Annotated in this window: 13 protein-coding genes, 1 other RNA gene and 1 pseudogene; 9 read left to right on the top strand and 6 right to left on the bottom strand. The window is 64.4% G+C overall.

Translation table 11 applies throughout. The features are described from left to right. Window positions 1–72 precede the first annotated feature (72 nt). From M3O59_RS19700 to M3O59_RS19690, 3 genes are read right to left on the bottom strand one after another with little or no spacing between them, the layout of a single operon-like run. A complete protein-coding gene (locus M3O59_RS19700) occupies window positions 73–861 on the bottom strand; it encodes a DUF3800 domain-containing protein (RefSeq protein ID WP_116904820.1) in 789 nt (262 codons plus the stop codon). After that, on the bottom strand, window positions 825–1637 hold the full coding sequence (locus M3O59_RS19695; protein WP_181920404.1) for an ABC transporter permease: 813 nt from the start codon (window positions 1635–1637) through the stop codon (window positions 825–827). Before M3O59_RS19695 ends, M3O59_RS19700 begins: the two co-directional genes overlap by 37 nt. Further along, on the bottom strand, window positions 1634–2629 hold the full coding sequence (locus M3O59_RS19690) for an ABC transporter ATP-binding protein (RefSeq protein ID WP_064629004.1): 996 nt from the start codon (window positions 2627–2629) through the stop codon (window positions 1634–1636). Before M3O59_RS19690 ends, M3O59_RS19695 begins: the two co-directional genes overlap by 4 nt. A 35-nt stretch (window positions 2630–2664) precedes the next feature. On the opposite strand from M3O59_RS19690, the gene M3O59_RS19685 reads away from it, so the two are divergent. Continuing rightward, entirely contained in the window at window positions 2665–3492 is an 828-nt protein-coding gene (locus M3O59_RS19685; protein ID WP_181920405.1) for a ferredoxin--NADP reductase, read from the top strand. Window positions 3493–3576: 84 nt separating this feature from the next. Here M3O59_RS19685 and dmeF read toward each other — a convergent pair whose 3' ends face one another. Further along, window positions 3577–4623, bottom strand: coding sequence for a CDF family Co(II)/Ni(II) efflux transporter DmeF (gene dmeF / locus M3O59_RS19680; protein WP_116904823.1), 1047 nt, complete (start codon window positions 4621–4623; stop codon window positions 3577–3579). 65 nt (window positions 4624–4688) lie between these two features. On the opposite strand from dmeF, the gene M3O59_RS19675 reads away from it, so the two are divergent. Continuing rightward, on the top strand, window positions 4689–4961 hold the full coding sequence (locus M3O59_RS19675; RefSeq protein WP_064629010.1) for a metal/formaldehyde-sensitive transcriptional repressor: 273 nt from the start codon (window positions 4689–4691) through the stop codon (window positions 4959–4961). A gap of 257 nt (window positions 4962–5218) precedes the next feature. On the opposite strand, the pseudogene M3O59_RS19670 reads toward M3O59_RS19675, so the two are convergent. After that, window positions 5219–6073 (bottom strand): annotated as a pseudogene (locus M3O59_RS19670) (GH39 family glycosyl hydrolase); the annotation flags it as partial. A 156-nt stretch (window positions 6074–6229) separates the two neighbouring features. Here M3O59_RS19670 and M3O59_RS19665 point away from each other — a divergent pair. The 7 genes from M3O59_RS19665 (at window position 6230) to M3O59_RS19635 (ending at window position 12442) form a co-directional block, all read left to right on the top strand. Then, window positions 6230–6304: non-coding RNA, sX9 sRNA (locus tag M3O59_RS19665), on the top strand. Window positions 6305–6553: 249 nt separating this feature from the next. Then, the gene (locus M3O59_RS19660) at window positions 6554–7141 is read left to right on the top strand and encodes a hypothetical protein (protein WP_116904824.1); all 588 of its coding nucleotides are present in this window, start codon (window positions 6554–6556) and stop codon (window positions 7139–7141) included. Next, the gene (locus tag M3O59_RS19655) at window positions 7138–7338 is read left to right on the top strand and encodes a helix-turn-helix transcriptional regulator (protein WP_064629013.1); all 201 of its coding nucleotides are present in this window, start codon (window positions 7138–7140) and stop codon (window positions 7336–7338) included. The genes M3O59_RS19660 and M3O59_RS19655 overlap by 4 nt, the downstream gene beginning before the upstream one ends. 272 nt (window positions 7339–7610) lie before the next feature. Further along, the gene (locus M3O59_RS19650; protein WP_116904825.1) at window positions 7611–9209 is read left to right on the top strand and encodes an alpha/beta fold hydrolase; all 1599 of its coding nucleotides are present in this window, start codon (window positions 7611–7613) and stop codon (window positions 9207–9209) included. A gap of 31 nt (window positions 9210–9240) precedes the next feature. Then, complete coding sequence (locus M3O59_RS19645) at window positions 9241–9987, top strand: ABC transporter ATP-binding protein (protein ID WP_116904826.1); 747 nt, start codon at window positions 9241–9243, stop codon at window positions 9985–9987. After that, window positions 9984–11177, top strand: coding sequence for an ABC transporter permease (locus M3O59_RS19640; protein WP_064629020.1), 1194 nt, complete (start codon window positions 9984–9986; stop codon window positions 11175–11177). Before M3O59_RS19645 ends, M3O59_RS19640 begins: the two co-directional genes overlap by 4 nt. Window positions 11178–11269: 92 nt before the next feature. Beyond that, window positions 11270–12442, top strand: coding sequence for an FAD-dependent monooxygenase (locus M3O59_RS19635; RefSeq protein WP_220375922.1), 1173 nt, complete (start codon window positions 11270–11272; stop codon window positions 12440–12442). Between the two features lie 179 nt (window positions 12443–12621). Here M3O59_RS19635 and M3O59_RS19630 read toward each other — a convergent pair whose 3' ends face one another. Beyond that, window positions 12622–13632, bottom strand: a complete 1011-nt coding sequence (locus M3O59_RS19630; protein ID WP_116904828.1) for an energy transducer TonB — start codon at window positions 13630–13632, stop codon at window positions 12622–12624. Window positions 13633–13642 lie beyond the last annotated feature (10 nt).

Below are 13642 nucleotides of genomic sequence, written 5' to 3'. Positions count from 1 at the left end.
GTTAAGCTGGCGACCGGATCGGGGATTCTCGGTCGGCATCAGGCTCTGGCAGAATCGCCGGGGCCTTTTGTTTTATGGGAAGCACTTCAATCCGTAGCCGAGGTAACGGCCAGTCGCATCCTTGTCCAGCTTCTGCTCGATGACATCCCACGCGCGATTGGGTTGGTCGGGGCGCAACTGCCGCATACCGATTGGACGCGCGACCAGATCAGCCAGTTGAAGTCCGATCGCGTTGCTTTTCTTGTCGCAGATCACCGGATCGAATGGCATTTCGACACCAGAAAAATTGTCGCCGCCACAGATGCGGCGAAATGCCAATTCCAGATCCTGATCCTCGTTATGTCCACGTGCCTCGCACAGAACGTGCGTGGTCAATGCTGCCCCGCGTTGCGCGACCTGGCCCTGTTTGCCGAGCTTGTAGTACATCCGCTCAAGGCAGAAACGCATCGAGATTTCGTAAGGATTTTCCCCGCGCTGGCGATCCTGAAGGCGACGCTTGTCGATAACAGCAGAAAAAATGGTCATCGGTGCGGACGCCAACGCATCTGTCAGGGCATCGATAAACGCCTGTTTCTTCTGGCGATCACGCAACACCGAAAACGCGCCGATATCGCGGCGTATCTCGCGTTCGTGCAGCACCACGGCATCGTGGCCGAACGTCGCGAACTTGATTCGTTGAATGGCCGGTACCACTGCAGCCCTGTAATCGCGTTTGCTGATCAAGCAGCACGACAGCACGAACAGCGGGAAGGCCGGGTCAATGGTGGCCATCCCGTGGTCGCCGCTTTCATCCACAAACACGATGTAGTCGCTGAACTGCACTGTCAGCTCCGCAACCCCACACCACGCCTCAGCAGCCACAGCGCCAGTGCGCTGAGCACCGCGACAAAGCCCAGCATCAGCGCGTAGGCGACCCAGATCGGTACGTCCGAGCTGCCGAGCAGGCCGTAGCGGAAGGCGTTGACCATGTAGAAGATCGGGTTGGCATGGGTGGCCGCCTCGGCCCAGCCGGGTAGCAGTTTGACCGAATAGAACACGCCGCCCAGGTAGGTCAGCGGGGTCAGGATGAAGGTGGGCACGATCGCCACATCGTCGAACTTCTTGGCATAGACCGCGTTGACGAAGCCGGCCAGCGAAAAGATGATCGCGCCCAGCAGCACGGTGGTCAGCGTGACGAACGGATGCGGGATACGCACCGGGGTGAAGAACATCGCGATGATCAGCACGATTGCCCCGACCATCACCCCGCGCAACACCGCGCCGGAGACATAGCCCCACAGGATCACCCAGTTGGGCATCGGGCTGACCAGCAGCTCTTCCACATGGCGGCCGAACTTGGCGCCGAAGAAGCTGGAGGAAATGTTGCCGTAGCTGTTCTGGATCACGCTCATCATCACCAGGCCCGGCACGATGAACTGCATGTAGCTGTAGCCGCCCATGTCGCCGACGCGCGAGCCGATCAGCCGGCCGAAGATCAGGAAGTACAGCGTCATGGTGATGGCTGGCGGCACCAGGGTCTGGCCCCAGATGCGCAGGATGCGCTGCACTTCGCGGCGCACGATGGTGCCCAGCGCAATCCAGTTGCGTTGGCGGGGTGTGGCGGGCGTGGCGGACATCGACGGCTCCGAAGGACTCATGGGTGACCTGCCGGGCGCGCGGGCGCCGCTGCCGCAGGGGCCGGGTCGGCAAGGGTCTCGCCGGGCCCGGTCAGGCGAACGAACAATTCTTCCAGCCGGTTGCTCTTGGTGCGCATCGAGCGCACCCGGATGCCGGCATCGCCCAGTGCGGCGAACACGCGGTTGAGGTCCATGGCGCGCGGCATGTCCAGATCCAGCGTATGGCCGTCGATGGCGGTGAGCGTGGTGCCTTCGATCGCCGGCAGCTGCGCGGGCAGGTCACCGTCGATATCGAACAGGAAACCTTCCACGTCGAGCTTGGCCAGCAGCTCGCGCATCGGCCCCTGGGTGACGATCTGGCCGTGGTTGATGATGGCCAGGTTGCGGCACAGGTGCTCGGCTTCTTCCAGGTAATGGGTGGTCAGGATGATGGTGGTGCCGGCGGCGTTGATGTCCTTGAGTACGCGCCACATGTCGCGGCGGATCTCGATGTCCACACCGGCGGTGGGTTCGTCCAGGATCAGCAGGCGCGGCTGGGTCATCATGGCGCGGGCGATCATCAGCCGGCGCTTCATGCCGCCGGAGAGCGTGCGGCTCATGACCTGGGCCTTTTCCCACAGGTGCGCGCGGCGCAGTTCCACTTCGGCCAGCGCCTCGGCCTCGCGCCGCGGCATGCCGTAGAAACCGGCGTAGTTGACCAGGATGTCGAAGGGTTTTTCGAACAGGTTGAAGTTGATTTCCTGCGGCACCAGGCCGATCAGGCGCATCGCCTCGCTGCGATGGGTGACCAGGTCGGTACCGAACACCTCAACCTGCCCGCCGGACAGGTTCACCAGCGAGCTGATGATGCCGATCAGGGTGGATTTGCCGGCGCCATTGGGGCCGAGCAGGGCGAAGAAATCGCCCGGAACCACGTCCAGCGACACGCCCTTGAGCGCCTGGGTGCCGTTGTCGTAGGTCTTGCGCAGGTCGCACACGCGCAGGGCGGGCGCCATGGGAGAGGGTGAATTCAAGATGGTCCTTCGCGCCAGGGTGCCGGCGCAGCGAGTTGCAGCCCGTTATTATAGAAGCCCGTTGGGGTTTGCCCCGATCACAGACTGTCCCAAATACGTTCGTGCCCGTTCAATTCCCCCTCAAGCTTGTCGACCGGCGCATGATTGCGCCCACCGTGGCCCACTGCCAGTTCGTGCGTGACGACGGGCAGCCGCTGGATTTCCAGCCCGGCCAGTTCATCCAGATCCATTTCGATTACGCCGATGGCACGCCGACCAAGCGCAGCTATTCGCTGGCGACCATCCACGACCACGCGCTGGGGCCGGGCGAGGCGGTGGAGATCGCGGTGAGCTTCGTGCCCGGCGGCTCGGCCACGGCGCTGTTCGAAGGCCTGGAGATCGGCGACCAGCTGCTGGCCAGCGGGCCCTACGGCCGCCTCTGCCTGCAGCCGGGCGACCACAACCAGCGCTATGTGCTGATCGCCACCGGCACCGGGGTCACCCCGTACCGGTCGATGCTGCCGTTGCTGGCCGAGGCGATCGCCACCCGTGGCGTGCAGGTGGTCCTGCTGCAGGGCGCGCGCACGCCGGCCGAGCTGCTGTACGGCGAGGATTTCCGCGCGTTTGCCGAGGCGCATCCGCAGTTCCGCTACGTGCCGTGTTTCTCACGCGAGTTGCCCGCCCAACCGCATGCCGATGTGCGGCATGGTTATGTGCAGCAGCATCTGGCCGCGTTCGCACCCGATGCCGCGCACGATATCGCCTACCTGTGCGGCAACCCGGACATGGTGGACACCTGCCTGGAGGCGCTGAAGGTGGCCGGGCTGCCCAGTGCGCAGATCCGTCGCGAGAAGTACGTCAGCTCCACGCCGCCCAAGGTCTGAGGCGGCATGCAGGCGGCGCGCCCGCGGCCTGCCCCTGCCTGTGCGCTGTGACGACAGGCGGCGCGGCGCCGCCTTGCTGCGGCGCTAGGCCATTGCGGCCCGAAGCGCCGGCGGGCGCTGCAGCTCCACCGTGACATGCACCAGTTCTTCGTGGATCTGCAGTGCGTTGCGCACCAGCTGCGCGTCGATATCGGCTGCGGTGACCAGGCTGACGACGCAGGCATATCGCTCGCTGCCGACGCGCCAGACATGCAGATCGGCGATGTCGATCGCATGGGGAAGCTCGGCGATGACCTGCTTCACTTCTGCTACCACCGGTGCGTCCATTTCCGCATCCAGCAATACGCTGCCGGTGCTGCGCAGCAGGCCCCAGGCCCAGACGGTGACCAGCACCGCACCCACAATGCCCATGATGGGATCCAGCCAGGTCACGCCCCAGTGCATGCCGGCCACCAGCGCCACAATCGCAAGCACCGAGGTCGCCGCGTCGGCCACCACGTGCAGATATGCGGCACGCAGATTGAGATCGCTGTGCGCATCGTGGTGATGACCATGACCATGACCATGACCATGACCATGACCATGACCATGATGTCCGTGCGTGTGCGCATGGCCATGACTGTCATGCGCGTGCGCGTGGCCGTGCGGATGACCATGCGCGTGGCCATGCCCATGCGAATCGCGCAACCACCATGCGCAGATCAGGTTCACCAGCAGGCCGATCACCGCAATCACGGTGGCTTCCTGATACTGGATGGCTTTGGGCGTCAACAGCCGTTCCACCGACTGGAACGCCATCAGCCCGGCCACGCCCAGCAGCAGGATCGCGCTGGTGTAACCGCCCAGTACCTCGACCTTCCAGGTGCCGAAGCTGAAACGCACATCGCCGGCATGCTGCCGTGCGAAGCGATAGGCGAACAACGCCAGCCCCAGCGCCAGCGCGTGCGAACTCATATGCCAGCCGTCGGCGAGCAGGGCCATGGAGTTGAGCGTCCAACCGCCCACGATCTCCACCACCATCATGATCACGGTCAGGATCACCGCCTTGCGGGTGCTGCGTTCGGCGAGCGGGTTGGCGCTGGCAAAGGTGTGCGACTGCGTGCAATGCGGCGCGGGGTGCGTGATCGACATCGGCGGTGGCTCTGGCTAAGGTACCCCCACAGGGTATCCCAAATACCCCTGGGGGGTATAGTTCGATGGCACATCTGAATCAGGACAAATCCAAACTGCTTGCGCGCGTGCGCAGGATCCGTGGGCAGGTGGAAGGGCTGGAAAAAGCCTTGGCGCAGGACGTGGAGTGCACCGCGTTGCTGACCCAGGTGGCTGCGTTCCGCGGCGCGGCGCAGGGCTTGATGGTCGAGCTGCTCAGCGCGCATCTGAAGCATCACGTTGCCGCGCCGGAGGCACTGGGCGAGCGCGAGCTGGCGGTGGATGACATCACAGCCATCCTCAAGACCTATCTCAAGTAAGCGCGACCACCGCGACGAGCGGGCGTAGTCAGGTGTGCGTGGTCTTCGCCTGGTACGGCATGCGCGGGCCGTCTCACGCATGCAACCGCGTGAGCCAACGCGGGTGACAAACCGCATCGCACGCCTCACGCCAGCAAAGACGGTGCGCGCGATGCGGACAGGCGCGTCGCGCGCTGGAGTGCCTGCATCAAGGTGGAGTGCCGATGACGCAGACCGCGCATGGCCGATTGCAGTGCGCGGCCCGGTGCCATGCACGCTCAGCGCGCCGTCGGCTCCAGTGTCAGCAGCACCACATCGTTGCTGCGCATCGGCAGGCTGATCTCGACCAGGCCATCGGCGCCCAAGCGCACGCGACGATCCTGTTGGGGCACATCGCGCGTGGCCTGTTGCAGCGGCGTCAACTGACGCGGCGCCAACTCCTTGGGCATGCCCATGTCGATATCCAGCGACAGCGGGTCGTTGCGCCGGTAGCCGGTCTTGCGCACCTGCAGCTGGTAGGTGCCAGCCGGCACATGCGTCACGCGCATGCGCAGCGGTGCGCTGTCGGTGGCTGGCGCCTGCTCGGTATTAAACGACGTATTGCTCACCGCCTGCACCGGCTGCTGCCAATCCCACACCAGCGCAGCCAGACGCTTGCCGTCCACTGCGGCCAATGCATGCGCATCGGCGAGCGGAATCTCGCGGCCCTTGAGCGCGTTCAAGTATTTGTAGGCGAACCAAGCCGGCTTGCGAATGCCTTCGCGGTTCATCAGCCCGAACCCGCCATGGAACGGCGTAGGCGGCGGGCCGGGTTCTTCGAACAGATCGGTATAGGTCCAGTAACTCATGCCCTGCACCAGGCCTTTGACCTGCTTGAGCTTGGTCAGGATGTAGGATGCGTTGATGTAGCTGTCGTGCACGTAATCGCGTGGCGTGTAGCTGCTGCTCCACTCGGTGAGGTACAGCGGCAGATCCGGGAATGGCGAGGCCTGGATCTGTGCATGGACGCGGCGCACATCGCCAACAATGGCATCCGGCGATGCAGACAATTTGACGTCCTGCTTGCCGTTTTCATCCAGAAAGCCGCCGTCCACGCCGTAGGTATGCGTGGTCACGAAATCGATCGGCAGCTTGCAGAAAATCCGAACGCATTGCCGCTTCCGCTGAAGGTCGAGCAGGCAGCGTAACGCAGTGCGGCAGAGCACTGCAGACCAGACGAAGTGACATGGAACGGCTGACAGACGGGCTGCGCACTTGCCAGGCGGGTCCCGCCGTTGCTGCGAACCCTGACGTAACACGCGTACGCTGCGGTTCCTGTGCGCCGTCTGCAGCCACTGACGACTGCTCGCGACGTGTTGTTAGCCGCTCCTGGACCAGGCAACGGAGACGTACGCAGATGTGTCCGCTCGAATGTGTAAAGGATGCTTGACAGAAGGACTCGGCAAGCGCATCTTGCCTGTCAAGCGCACTTGACAGGCGAATGCGATGCGGCAGCGGCGTAAGCAAATGGAATGCGGGCATGGCTGCGCAGCAAAACGTGCTGTGCACACCGTCGCCGGACGTATGCGCAGTGAGTACGCCGTGCATGCACCCGTTGCGCCGAGGCCGTGCAAATGACCCGCTGCAAGCGCAACGCGCTGCTGGTGTTCTTGCTGGGCCTGGTCTTGCTCGGCATCGGGCTGCTGGGGGTGTGGCAGGTGCTGCCCTTGAACAATTACATCGCCGGGCTTAGCGCCGGTATCGGTGGCTCGTGCATGCTGCTGTCGCTGCCGATGTGGCTGGCGCGCAGCGACATGCGCGACAGCACCCGCCCTGCCTTGGCACACCGCTATTACCGTGAATTCGGCGTACCGATGCTGGTGTACGTGGCGGTGATGCTGTTTTGGCGTTACCTGCTTGCGCACGTGGCCCCGAACTGGGCGCGGGTGCTGATTGCCTTGCTGCCGGCATTGCTGGTGGTGCTGGTGATTCGCGCGGTGGCGCGTTACGTGCGCGATTGGGACGAGATGCAACGGCGTATCGAGCTGGAAGCGATCGCCATTGCCGCCGGCCTGGTCAGCCCTGCGTACATGACCGCCGGATTTCTGCAGGCCGCCGAGCTGATCGACATCCCGGCAAGCGCGGCGATGCTGTGGGTGTTCCCGCTGCTGTGCGCCATCTATGGCATCACCAAAAGCATCCATACGCGTCGTTTTGCATGAATAGCCGCGTGCGCGAATTGCGCGAGGCCAGTGGCTGGTCGCAAGGGGAGCTGGCCGAGCGGTTGGGCGTGTCGCGGCAGACCATCAATGCGTTGGAAACCGGAAAATACGATCCCAGCTTGCCGTTGGCGTTTCGGATCGCACGGTTGTTCGGGGAGTCGATCGAGCACGTTTTTCTTTACGAAGACGGGCATTAGAGCGTGTTATGCACCTTGAGATGAGATGCGTTGGCGGTCAGCGGCGCGCGCTCCGTGCCGCTGACCGCCAACCCTCCGGGAAGCGCCCTGTGGCGCGCCGATACCGCGTTGCGCGCCTTGCCCAGGCGGGCAGCCTGGGCCGCAGCGCACGCCTTGCCTCGACGCGCCACAGGACGCTTCGCACTCACCTCAAAGTACATAACACGCTCTAGTTGCAGCGGTCACGTATGGCCGCATGCAATGTCAGGGGACAGGGAATACCAGGAGATAGGATGACGATGCTCAAGCAATCCACAGTGGTGGCAGTGCTGGTCGCGATGCTGGCTGCCGGATGCCAGCGCGCCGCAGCGCCCGCCAAGGAGAGGGACGTTGCCGGAAAAACTGCCGCCGCAACCCCGGGCAACACCGCGCAGCAGCCCGCTGCGACAACGCCGCCCGGCAGCGTCGCGGGCAATCGCTACGGCGCGCTGCAGTTCACGCCGTGCACGTTGAGCTCTGGCGGCGCCGCCGGCAATATCGAAGCGCAGTGCGCCAGTCTGCGCGTGCCGGAAAATCCGGCCGCGCCGAGCGGGCGCAGCATCGCCTTGAAGATCGCCTGGCTGGAAAGCGATGCCGGCGCCGGCAGCACGCCGGACCCGGTGTTCTTCATTGCCGGTGGGCCGGGGCAGTCGGCAACCGAGGTCGCGGCCATCGTGGACATGGGGCTGCATGAGGTGCGCAAGCAGCGCGACATTTTTCTGGTCGATCAGCGCGGTACCGGTGGCTCGCATCCGCTGGAATGTCGCGATGCGGCCGGCAAGCCGCTGGACCTGGAAAACAGCAGCGCGGCCAGCGCCGAGCAACTGACCGACTATGCGCGCAGGTGCGCCGAGGGTTTGCGCAACGATGCCGACCCGCGCTACTTCACCACCAGCGAAGCCATCGGCGATCTGGACGCGGTACGCGCCGCATTGGGCGTGCAAACGTTGAACCTGATCGGTGCCTCGTACGGCACGCGTGTGGCGCAGCACTATGCCGCGCGCTATCCGCAGCACACCCGCACCGTGGTGATCGATGGTGTGGCGCCGAACGATCTGGTGATCGGCGGCGAGTTCGCACGCACCTTCGAAGATGCGATCGCGCTGCAGTCGGCGCAATGCCGTCAACAACCTGCCTGCGCCAAGCGCTTTCCGGTGGATACCGCCACGCAGTTGCGCCAGGTGGTCGAGCGGTTGCGGCAGGCACCGGTGGCCGTGGAGTATCGCGACCCGCGCACAGGTGCCGTGCGCCATGAGCAGGTCACTGCCGACACCGTCGTGGGGCTGGCGTTCGGATTCTCGTATGCGCCGGAAACCGCCTCGCTGTTGCCGCTGGTGCTGGACGAAGCCGCCGCAGGCCGTTATGCCTCGTTGATGGCGTTGGCGCAGATGAGCGCATCGGGCATGTCCGATCAGATGAATCGCCTGATGCAATGGTCGGTGTTGTGCAGCGAAGATGCCGGGCGTTATCACGCACCCGCACAGAAGGACACCACCTTGCTGGGCAACGAGGTGGCCGAGATGTTCTTCGCACCGTGCAAGGTGTGGCCATCAAAGCCGGCACCGGCGGCTGCGAGCGCGCCGTTCCGCTCGACGCTGCCGGTGTTGCTGCTCTCCGGGCAGCTCGATCCGGTGACACCGCCACGCTACGCCGAACGGGTGCTGCAAGGCCTGCCCAATGGCCGCCACGTGATTGCGCCCGGGCAGGGGCATGGCGTGTTCCGGCTGGGTTGCATGCCCAAGGTGCTGAGCCAGTTTCTGCAGACCGCCGACGCCAAGGCGCTGGATACCAGCTGCGTGGCCAGCCTCAACACCGTGCCTGCCTTTACCTCGTTCAACGGATGGGAACCATGAGCCGCATCGACCACGCCACGGAGGCGCTCGCATGATCGTCGTCGATACCCTGCACAAGTCGTTCAAGACCAAGACCGGGCTGGTGAAAGCCGTCGATGGGGTCAGTTTCAGCGCTGGCGATGGCCAGATCACCGGGCTGCTCGGTCCCAACGGCGCCGGCAAGACCACCACCTTGCGCATGCTTTACACGCTGATGTCGCCCGACCAGGGCAGCGTCACTGTCGACGGCGTGGATGTCGCCCGCGACCCGGTGACGGTGCGCCGCGCGCTCGGCGTGTTGCCGGATGCGCGCGGGGTCTACAAGCGGCTGACCGCACGCGAAAACATCGCCTACTTCGGTGAGTTGCATGGCCTGTCGCGCACGCAGATCGCGCAGCGCACGGGTTTGCTGTCCAAGGCGTTGGACATGGACGACATTTTGGACCGTCAGACCGAAGGCTTCAGCCAGGGCCAGCGCACCAAGACCGCCATTGCGCGGGCGTTGGTGCACGACCCGCGCAATGTGATTCTGGACGAGCCCACCAACGGCCTGGATGTGATGACCACCCGCGCCATGCGCGGCTTCCTGCAGCAGCTGCGCGCGGAGGGACGTTGCGTGATCTTTTCCAGCCACATCATGCAGGAGGTGGCGGCGCTGTGCGATCGCATCGTCATCATCGCCAAGGGCACGGTGGTGGCATCCGGCAGCGCCGACGAACTGCGCGCCGCCACCGGCGAAGACAACCTGGAAGACGCCTTCGTCAAGGTGATCGGCTCGGACGAGGGGCTGCACGCATGAGCACCACATCGTTGTTGTCCACGCTGTGGACCGTGCTGCGCAAGGAACTGCGCGACATCTCACGCGACCGCCGCACCCTGGCATTGGCGTTGCTGTTGTCGCCGTTGCTGTACCCGATCCTGATCCTGGGCATGGGCGCCCTGAGCGAAAGCCGGGTGCGCACGCAGATCGACAAGCCGCTGGACATCCCCACGCTCGGTCGCGCCAACGCACCGAATCTGGTGCGGTTTCTGGCTGCGCAAGGGCTCAACGCGGTGGACGCGCCCGCCGATCTGACCGCGGCGATTCGCAACCAGGATGTCGACGTGGCGCTGCGCATCAGCGACAGCTATGCGCAGGATTGGCGCGAAGGCCGGCCGGCGCTGGTGGAAGTCATCAAGGACAGCACGCGGCGCGAGGCCGACGTGCCGAGCATGCGCCTGCAGGCCGCGCTCAGCGGTTATAGCCAGCAGGTCGGTGCTTTGCGGTTGCTGGCGCGCGGTATCGATGCGCAGGTGAGCCGGCCATTGGAAATCGCTGCGCAGGACCTGGCCACCGCCGAAGCCAAGCGCGGCCAGATGATGGCGATGCTGTTGCCGGTGCTGCTGGTGATCACCTCATTTTTGGGCGGCGCCTCGTTGATTCTGGATGCCACCGCCGGCGAGCGCGAGCGCCAATCGCTTGAGCCCTTGCTTGCCACGCCCGCCCCACGCAGCGCGATCGTCAGCGGCAAGATCGCGGCGGCCTGCGTGATCGGCATGGTGTCGCTAGTGCTCACGTTGTTGGCATTCAAACTGAGTGCGCAGCTATCCACCTCGAATCTGGGGCGCCAGCTCAATGTCGGTTTCGTGCCGATGCTGCAGATGCTCTTCATCCTGGTGCCGATGTTGTTCGTCGGCACCTCGCTGCTGACCTATCTGGCCGCCGCCGCCAAGAGCATGAAGGAAGCGCAGGCGCATATGACCTGGCTGTTGCTGCTGCCGATGCTGCCCGGTTACGCGCTGATGGCGTATCCGCTGAAAACGCAGCTATGGCATTTCGCGGTGCCGTTTCTGGCGCAGAACCAGATGCTGTTGAAGGTGATCCGCCACGAGACCATCAACGCGCAGACCTGGGCGGTGTATCTGCTGGCGGGTTTCGGTGTTGCGGCGTTGTTGTGGTATGCAGCACTGCGCCGTTATCACCAGGAGCGTCTTGCGATTTCAGGATGATGTTGGTTGCCCTACGCCTTGTTTTAAAACTTGCCCCGGCCTAGTGGTCCGGCGTATAGAGGCTCACGTGACCGAGCCAGCTACGGATCACCATGACCTCGACACCCCAACGAATTCCCACAGGACCGATGATGGACACGACAGCAGGAACTATCGGCGGCGGCGCACGCGTCCTCGTGGTCGGCGCAAGCTTCGCCGGGCTCTCGACTGCCTACTGGATGGATCGGATCGGCTACACCGTCACGGTGATCGAAGTCGCCAAGGGGCTGAAGAAGGGCGGTTCGCCCGTCGACGTGCGCGAAGGAACGGTCGATATCGTCCGCCGCATGGGGCTTCTCGATGAGATACGCGCCTTGAGCCTGCCGCCGAAGCGAACGGAGTTCCGCAACGCGCAAGACCAGGTCGTCGCGACGATGGAAGGCCAGCATACGCTGCCGCAGGCAGAAGACTATGAGATCGAACGGGATGTCCTTCTGGAACTGCTATCGGGCAAGATCAAGGGTCGGGTCGAATGCATCTTTGGCGACAGTATCGCGGCGATCGAGCAGTCCTGCGACGACGTCGAGGTGACATTCTCGGGCGGGAACCGAGGACGGTTCGAGCTGGTGTTCGGTTGCGACGGCAGTCATTCATCGCTTCGAAAGATGATCTTCGGGCCAGAGAAGGAGTTTGCCCTGTTCCTGCAGAACTACTTCGCGATCGCCATCGTCGACACCTTGCTGATTCCGCAGGACACCACGCAGATTTACAACGTGCCAAGCAAGACGATGATGCTCAACGCCTACAACGGGAAGACCGATGTCTGCTTCTGCTTCTATTCCGAGAAGGAATTCGACTACGACTATCGTGATGCCGAACAGCAGCGCCGCATCATTCGGGAGCATTTCGAGACCGAAGGCTGGCGCGCCCCCGAGATGATCGCAGAGGCGTTGCGTTCGCCCAATTTCTATTTCGACAAGTTCAGCCAGATAAGGATGTCTAGCTGGAGCAAGGGACGGGTTGCATTGGTCGGCGACGCCGCGTATTGCGCAACGCCTGCTGCCGGCATGGGCGGATCGTTGGCGATTGTCGGGGCCGCAGCCCTTGCCGATGCCTTCATGGAACACGAGGGACGGCACGAAGATGCTTTCCGCGACTACGACGCGCGCCTGCGTCCATTCATCGACGAGGTCCAGAAACAGGCGATCGACTTCGGGCTCGAGATGATTGCCCCCAGAACGCAGGAAGCGATAGACCAACGGAATGCGCAGTTCGCGGCGGGTTAGAGCGTCTGCGACCAGCATGCTTGAGCGTGTATGCGAAGCTACGGCTTGCAACCCGCCACACGCGCACATGCACCAGTTGCCCCCGCGCGCTACGACGCAGCGCAGCGCAGCATAGCCACGACGAAAAGCCCGCATCGCTGCGGGCTTTTGCTGTTTCTATGCTATCAACGCTCCAGGCATCAACCGCCTGGATTGAACGACAGCGTACGCCGTGTCGTCACCGGTGCGGCAACCGGTTCGAAACGCCAACGCTTCACCGCGTTGAGCGCTTCGCGATCGAACACGCGCGGCGGGTTGGCGCGGAGCACGCGCGAGGCGGTGATTGAGCCGTCGGTACCGACCGTGAGTTCCACCAGCACTTCGCCGGAGGTGCCGGCGCGCAGGGCTTCAGGGGGATAACGCGGCGCCGGGGTGCTGATCGGGCGCAGCGACTGTGCGGCCGGTGCAGCGGCCGTCGCTGCCGCTGGTGCCGGACGCGGTGCTGCCGGCGCCGGCGTTTCGGCCTGACGGCGTGCAGCGGCTTGGCGCTCGGCTTCGGCGGTCTGCTGGCGGGCAGCTTCCTGCTGGGCGGCAATCTGCTGGGCAGCGGCGGCTTCGCGGGTCTGCTGCTCGGCCAGGCGCTTCTGCTCGGCGGCCTGCTTGGCCTTGTCCTCGACCAGCTTCTTGGCCTGCTCGGCATCCTGCTCGGAGCGGCTGGCGGCGGTCTTCATGCCGGTTTCCAGACCGGCCTTAAGACGCGGCAATGCCGGCGCCTTGGGGTCGACTTTTTCGATCAACGCAATCAACCGCTGCGCTTCCGGGAATTCTTCGCGGCTGATGCCTTGTTCGGCGGCGATCAGCGTGTATGGCAGCAGGTCGGTCAGCGCGCTGTTGACGGTGGCGTCCTGCGGCTGCTTCTCACGCAAGGCCAGGTAGTACTCCACCGCGTTATCGCCGGCCGGGGCGTACATGCGGTTGTCCTGCAGCGCCTTGGTGGCCGATGCGCGCAACTGGTCGGCAGCCATCGACTGCACCTGCGGCGAGACCGCCGTGGCCGGCGTCGGTGCGGTGGCCGTTGCGGCCGGCGTTGCGCCGGTGGCTGGCGTGGTGCTGGCGGCCTTGTCTTCCTGCTTGGAGCAGGCGGCCAGGCCCACCAGCAAAATGACCGGCGCGATCCGGCGTGCCATACGGCCCTGTGTCAGATCCAACATGCGTCCCCCT

The organism is Xanthomonas nasturtii (assembly GCF_023337365.3).
Lineage (GTDB): Bacteria > Pseudomonadota > Gammaproteobacteria > Xanthomonadales > Xanthomonadaceae > Xanthomonas > Xanthomonas nasturtii.
Note: the sequence above shows the minus strand (reverse complement) of the source record. Positions and strands in the feature narration are given on the sequence as shown.

What these genes read in the sequence shown, in the direction of transcription:
- M3O59_RS19695 (WP_181920404.1), bottom strand. Translation starts at nt 1,637, where the DNA reads ATGAGTCCTTCGGAGCCGTCGATGTCCGCCACGCCCGCCACACCCCGC.
- dmeF (WP_116904823.1), bottom strand. Translation starts at nt 4,623, where the DNA reads ATGTCGATCACGCACCCCGCGCCGCATTGCACGCAGTCGCACACCTTT.
- M3O59_RS19675 (WP_064629010.1), top strand. Translation starts at nt 4,689, where the DNA reads ATGGCACATCTGAATCAGGACAAATCCAAACTGCTTGCGCGCGTGCGC.
- M3O59_RS19660 (WP_116904824.1), top strand. Translation starts at nt 6,554, where the DNA reads ATGACCCGCTGCAAGCGCAACGCGCTGCTGGTGTTCTTGCTGGGCCTG.
- M3O59_RS19655 (WP_064629013.1), top strand. Translation starts at nt 7,138, where the DNA reads ATGAATAGCCGCGTGCGCGAATTGCGCGAGGCCAGTGGCTGGTCGCAA.
- M3O59_RS19650 (WP_116904825.1), top strand. Translation starts at nt 7,611, where the DNA reads ATGACGATGCTCAAGCAATCCACAGTGGTGGCAGTGCTGGTCGCGATG.
- M3O59_RS19645 (WP_116904826.1), top strand. Translation starts at nt 9,241, where the DNA reads ATGATCGTCGTCGATACCCTGCACAAGTCGTTCAAGACCAAGACCGGG.
- M3O59_RS19640 (WP_064629020.1), top strand. Translation starts at nt 9,984, where the DNA reads ATGAGCACCACATCGTTGTTGTCCACGCTGTGGACCGTGCTGCGCAAG.
- M3O59_RS19635 (WP_220375922.1), top strand. Translation starts at nt 11,270, where the DNA reads ATGACCTCGACACCCCAACGAATTCCCACAGGACCGATGATGGACACG.
- M3O59_RS19630 (WP_116904828.1), bottom strand. Translation starts at nt 13,632, where the DNA reads ATGTTGGATCTGACACAGGGCCGTATGGCACGCCGGATCGCGCCGGTC.